The organism is Cyanobium sp. Lug-B (assembly GCF_024345635.1).
Taxonomy (GTDB): Bacteria; Cyanobacteriota; Cyanobacteriia; order PCC-6307; family Cyanobiaceae; genus Cyanobium; species Cyanobium minutissimum.
The window spans coordinates 1-5,000 of the sequence record NZ_JAGQBM010000102.1 but is presented as its reverse complement, the minus strand read 5'-3'; the positions used below and the strand labels follow the sequence as shown (position 1 = coordinate 5,000).

The window sequence follows — 5,000 nt, the reverse complement described above, 5'->3', positions numbered from 1 at the left end:
GCCTGGGCCTCTTCACTGCGACCACCTTGCGGTGGCACCCCTTCTCCCGAAGTTACGGGGCCATTTTGCCGAGTTCCTTAGAGAGAGTTACCTCGCGCCCCTCGGTATTCTCTACCACCCCACCTGTGTCGGTTTCGGGTACAGGCCGTCATGCCTTAACGGGTATAGGGCTTTTCTTGGAAGCTTGACATCACCCACTTCGCTGCCGTAGCAGCTCGTACTCACGCCTTAGCTCAAAGTGTTTTCGCCACTTCTCAACGCCTCGAACGCTTGAACCAGTAACCAACGTCTGGCTGGGCTAGCCTTCTCCGTCCCCCTTCCCAAAACATGACAGGTACAGGAATGTTGACCTGTTGTCCATCGACTACGCCTTTCGGCCTCGCCTTAGGTCCTGACTAACCCTCCGCGGACGAGCCTGCCGGAGGAACCCTTAGGGTTTCGGGGCATGGGATTCTCACCCATGTTTTCGCTACTCAAGCCGACATTCTCACTTCCATGCAGTCCACGCCCGCTTACGCTAACGCTTCGCCCCACATGGAACGCTCCCCTACCATTTAACAAGTTAAATCCGCAGCTTCGGTACAACGCTTAGCCCCGTTCATTTTCGGCGCAGGATCGCTCGACCAGTGAGCTATTACGCACTCCTTTGAGGATGGCTGCTTCTAGGCAAACCTCCTGGTTGTCTGGGCAATCCCACCTCCTTTATCACTGAGCGTTGATTTGGGGACCTTAGCTGGCGGTCTGGGCTGTTTCCCTTTCGACCATGGAGCTTATCCCCCACAGTCTGACTGCCTAGTTTCACACAGGGTATTCAGAGTTCGTCTCGATTTGGTACCGCTCTCGCAGCCCGCACCGAAACGGTGGCTTTACCCCCCTGCTATAGCACTAGACGCTACGCCTCAACGTATTTCGGGGAGAACCAGCTAGCTCCGGGTTCGATTGGCATTTCACCCCTAACCACAGCTCATCCGCTGATTTTTCAACATCAGTCGGTTCGGACCTCCACTTGGTATCACCCAAGCTTCATCCTGGCCATGGTTAGATCACCCGGGTTCGGGTCTATAAACACTGACCAACGCCCTATTCAGACTCGCTTTCGCTATGGCTCCACCATTTCCGGTTTAACCTGCCAGTGCCTATAAGTCGCCGGCTCATTCTTCAACAGGCACACGGTCATCCTATGAGTAGGACTCCCATTGCTTGTAAGCTCACGGTTTCATGTTCTATTTCACTCCCCTCCCGGGGTTCTTTTCACCTTTCCCTCGCGGTACTGTTTCGCTATCGGTCACACAGGAGTACTTAGCCTTACGAGGTGGTCCTCGCGGATTCACACGGAATTTCACGTGCTCCGTGCTACTCGGGATACAGCTAGGCCAGTTTCGCTTTCGCGTACGGGGCTTTCACCCTCTATGGCGCGCCTTTCAAACGCTTCCACTAACGTCCCTGGTCCACGTTGCTGTCCCACAACCCCGATGGTCGAAACCATCGGTTTAGGCTCTTCCCCGTTCGCTCGCCGCTACTTAGGGAGTCGTTTTTACTTTCCTTTCCTCCAGCTACTAAGATGTTTCAGTTCGCTGGGTTGGCTCGCGCCACCCTATGGATTCAGGTGGCCGTTCTAGGGGTTGCCCCATTCGGAGATTCCCGGATCAAAGCGTGTTTCCAGCTCCCCGAGACTTTTCGCAGGTAACCACGTCCTTCATCGCCTCTGTGTGCCAAGGTATCCACCGTGAGCCCTTTGTAGCTTGACCAATTAACACTTCCAACGTTCAGGGTTGTTGAGACCCATTCTCCTGCTTTCACCTGCTTTCGCTTTTCATGAAACCATTCACCGCTGCGGTTGCCCGTCGCGGTCTCTCGTCCCATTCAAACGCAAGCGGTTTGAAACGCAGAATCTGACTCTTCCCTCCTCGGCGGAGCGAAAAGACGCTGGAAGCTCTCGGCTCTAAACTCAAGAATCTCCCAGTCAGCCGCAGTCTTCACCCGGGGTTACCAGGATCCGTCCACGTCCGTCTGGGCATCCATGAGATGCTTTCTTTTCCAGACTCACCTATGCAGTTGTCAAGGTTCTTTGCTGGCTACACCGATGCATCATTTCCCTTGAACATGATCACATGAGCAAGCAAAATGGTGATCAGCGAGTCCAGCTTCCTTTCAACCATCACAAAATGAAACCCATCCGATACGATGAATCCATTCTTTGGGAATGAAAGGAGGCTGGAGTCCTCAGCTGAACATGTCCGGTCACTTCACCCATCAGAATTCCTCCTGATGCAGCTTCATGTTGTGGTCTTAACCTAGCTGGATGGAGGTTAGCGGACTCGAACCGCTGACATCCTGCTTGCAAAGCAGGCGCTCTACCAACTGAGCTAAACCCCCAAACACGAATGGGCCATCCTGGACTTGAACCAGGGACCTCACCCTTATCAGGGGTGCGCTCTAACCACCTGAGCTAATGGCCCAGGAACAATCACTCTGACAGTGGTTCCTCCAATCACCCATGGCTTCCTCTCCTTGGCGGGATCCGAAACACTGGATGTCTGGCAAAACCCTTGGTGGGGTGACCTAGACAAAGTTTAGGAACTGAAAACGAGTCCATCACAACATCCTTGGCTTCCTCCATCCTGCTCTCTCGAGCTCTCTGGCTTCTACCTTGGCTTTGATGGCTCACCTTGAGGTACCGATCGACCTTCGAGATGACAGGACCGTGGCCTGAGACAGAGGTGCTTCCCAAACTTACGCTTGGTCGGCGCTCAGACATCACGATCAGTTGTGTCTCCCTGTTAGGAGGTGATCCAGCCGCACCTTCCGGTACGGCTACCTTGTTACGACTTCACCCCAGTCATCAGCCCCACCTTCGGCGTCCTCCTCCACAAGGGTTGGAGTAACGACTTCGGGCATGGCCAACTTCCATGGTGTGACGGGCGGTGTGTACAAGGCCCGGGAACGTATTCACCGCAGTATGCTGACCTGCGATTACTAGCGATTCCTCCTTCACGTAGGCGAGTTGCAGCCTACGATCTGAACTGAGCCACGGTTTATGGGATTAGCTAACTCTCGCGAGCTTGCAACCCTTTGTCCGTAGCATTGTAGTACGTGTGTAGCCCAGGATGTAAGGGGCATGATGACTTGACGTCATCCACACCTTCCTCCGGTTTATCACCGGCGGTCTCTCTAGAGTGCCCAACTGAATGCTGGCAACTAAAGACGTGGGTTGCGCTCGTTGCGGGACTTAACCCAACATCTCACGACACGAGCTGACGACAGCCATGCACCACCTGTCTCTGCGCTCCCGAAGGCACTCCCTCGTTTCCAAGGGATTCGCAGGATGTCAAACCCTGGTAAGGTTCTTCGCGTTGCATCGAATTAAACCACATACTCCACCGCTTGTGCGGGCCCCCGTCAATTCCTTTGAGTTTCACACTTGCGTGCGTACTCCCCAGGCGGAACACTTAACGCGTTAGCTACGACACCGAGGGGGTCGATTCCCCCGACACCTAGTGTTCATCGTTTACGGCCAGGACTACAGGGGTATCTAATCCCTTTCGCTCCCCTGGCTTTCGTCCATGAGCGTCAGTTATGGCCCAGCAGAGCGCCTTCGCCACTGGTGTTCTTCCCGATATCTACGCATTTCACCGCTACACCGGGAATTCCCTCTGCCCCTACCACACTCAAGCCTTGTAGTTTCCATCGCTGAAATGGAGTTAAGCTCCACGCTTTAACGACAGACTTACAAGGCCGCCTGCGGACGCTTTACGCCCAATAATTCCGGATAACGCTTGCCACTCCCGTATTACCGCGGCTGCTGGCACGGAATTAGCCGTGGCTTATTCCTCAAGTACCGTCATGTCTTCTTCCTTGAGAAAAGAGGTTTACAGCCCAGAGGCCTTCATCCCTCACGCGGCGTTGCTCCGTCAGGCTTTCGCCCATTGCGGAAAATTCCCCACTGCTGCCTCCCGTAGGAGTCTGGGCCGTGTCTCAGTCCCAGTGTGGCTGATCATCCTCTCAGACCAGCTACTGATCGTCGCCTTGGTGGGCCATTACCCCACCAACTAGCTAATCAGACGCGGGCTCATCCTCAGGCGAAATTCATTTCACCTCTCGGCATATGGGGTATTAGCGGCCGTTTCCGGCCGTTATCCCCCTCCTGAGGGCAGATTCCCACGCGTTACTCACCCGTCCGCCACTAGCCCGAAGGCTCGTTCGACTTGCATGTGTTAAGCACGCCGCCAGCGTTCATCCTGAGCCAGGATCAAACTCTCCGTTGTAGATCCAACCCTCTTGGGCAGCTTTCGCTTCCCTCAGCTGAATTTGCCTCGTGCTGTCCCTGCAGACTGGCGTCTACAGCAACATCAGGGCCACCATCGCTCTCGCGATGGGTTCAAAGAGTGCACCTCTCGCTTTCCGGCTTGCCCTCCTTGCGGAGGCCATCGCTCCCCTTGCGGGCAGCTCACCGGGCCACGACACGTGACTTTCCCGAATCTCAGATCCGGTTCGCAACCGGTCGCACCATCAAAGGGCCTTCCATCCCCACCAAGATCACTCCCAGGGAACGGCGCCACTCCGAACCTCGGCGCGTCGTGAGAACGCACCTCAGCTCCTTGATCGCTTTGACCCGTCGCTTGTTTCTTTTGACGGGACCTCACACCTCCACCGCTCTTCGTCCGCTGCTCCCCCTCTCAGAGGATCCCGCTCCACACATCCCTTCCAGGACGGCTTCCCTCCGCGGTAGCGAAGGACACAGGCGCTTCCGGTGCTATCACCTACGGTCTCCCGCAACTGATCCACTCCTTCCGCAGCAACCGACGCAGTGGAAGCGTCAGTTCCTAAACTTTTTTGGTTGTCCAGGTTCTGCCGCTCCACCCCTTCCGGGGCTCTCGCGGCGCGTCGCCTCCCGGCGACTCAGAAAACTTACAACACCGTCGGCTCGCGCCTCTCGATCCCGTAAGCCTGCTCCCCGCTCGAGCTCTCGCTCTCTGGGGCGCAGTCCAAAATCATATCAC

General features: G+C 55.7%; 2 tRNA genes and 2 rRNA genes (1 of these 4 running past the window's edge). All 4 read right to left on the bottom strand.

The window, feature by feature from the left end:
* Positions 1-1,748 (bottom strand): 23S ribosomal RNA (locus KBY81_RS16060) (it extends 1,128 nt beyond the left edge of the window).
* A gap of 555 nt (positions 1,749-2,303) precedes the next feature.
* Positions 2,304-2,376, bottom strand: a tRNA-Ala gene (locus tag KBY81_RS16055).
* A 9-nt stretch (positions 2,377-2,385) separates the two neighbouring features.
* Positions 2,386-2,459 (bottom strand) — tRNA-Ile (locus KBY81_RS16050).
* Positions 2,460-2,780: 321 nt separating this feature from the next.
* Positions 2,781-4,265, bottom strand: a 16S ribosomal RNA gene (locus KBY81_RS16045).
* Together the 16S and 23S rRNA genes with 2 tRNA genes alongside form the textbook arrangement of a ribosomal RNA operon.
* Positions 4,266-5,000: the final 735 nt, after the last annotated feature.